The sequence below is a fragment of the Elstera litoralis genome, assembly GCF_000963705.1.
GTDB classification, from domain to species: Bacteria; Pseudomonadota; Alphaproteobacteria; order Elsterales; family Elsteraceae; genus Elstera; species Elstera litoralis.
The window spans coordinates 1-1,004 of sequence record NZ_LAJY01000907.1 but is presented as its reverse complement, the minus strand read 5'-3'; the positions used below and the strand labels follow the sequence as shown (position 1 = coordinate 1,004).

General features: G+C 52.1%; 2 protein-coding genes. Both read right to left on the bottom strand.

Features of this window, described 5'->3' with window-relative positions:
- The coding region (locus tag VZ95_RS20675; RefSeq protein ID WP_045777543.1) for a DUF4405 domain-containing protein at positions 1-308 on the bottom strand (308 nt) is incomplete at its 3' end.
- 160 nt (positions 309-468) lie between these two features.
- Positions 469-1,004: transcription termination factor Rho (gene rho / locus VZ95_RS20670; RefSeq protein ID WP_045777542.1), on the bottom strand; the 536-nt coding region annotated here is incomplete at its 5' end.

Genomic DNA, 1,004 nt, shown 5'->3' with positions numbered 1-1,004 from the left:
AATGGCAGGGTTTCCACCGCGGGTTTGCTTAAGCCCGCATAGACGAAAGGCACCGCCGCGAGAAAGCAAACGGCAAGACTGATCGGCATTGCCCGCCGCCGGAAGTAATTCACAAATCCGGGCCAATTGCGCCAAATGTGAACAATGACCGGAACCAATAAGACGAGAGATAAAATCTCATGCATTTCCCGAAACAGATTGGTCCCAAGGTGAAAATAAAGCGCAAGTCCCGAGATCGTTGAGATGAGAAACAGCCCAAGGGTGAGCGGTGTTCCATAGCGAAATAGAATTGTTCTAAGGCTTTTCACAGATTTTCTCCTTAATGAGATTTGATATCTCACTAAGGAGGTAGGACGGTTCGCGCCAACCTATCCCTGCGACGGAATGTCGTCAGGCAAATAGTCGCGATCTAAAATTAAACCCGGCCATTTTTAGGGCCGGGTTCTTACAGGTTTGATTTAAAGAAGCTTACGTATTCATCGCCTCGAAGAAATCATTATTGCTCTTCGATTGCTTCAGCTTCTCGGTGAGGAATTCCATCCCGTCCATCGTGCCCATTTGCATGAGAACACGGCGCAGCACCCACATTTTATTGAGCGTGCCTTTTTCAACCAGCATTTCTTCCTTACGCGTGCCTGACTTGGTGACGTCGATGGCCGGGAAGGTGCGCTTGTCAGAGAGTTTGCGTTCCAGGATGATTTCGGAGTTACCCGTACCCTTGAACTCTTCGAAGATCACTTCGTCCATGCGGCTGCCGGTATCGATCAGCGCTGTACCGATGATGGTCAGCGAGCCGCCTTCTTCGATATTGCGCGCAGCGCCAAAGAAGCGCTTCGGGCGTTGTAGGGCGTTGGCATCCACACCGCCGGTCAGCACTTTGCCGGAGGAGGGCACCACCGTATTGTAGGCGCGGGCGAGGCGGGTGATCGAATCGAGCAGGATGACCACGTCGCGCTTATGCTCAACGAGGCGTTTCGCCTTTTCCAGCACCATTTCCGTCACTT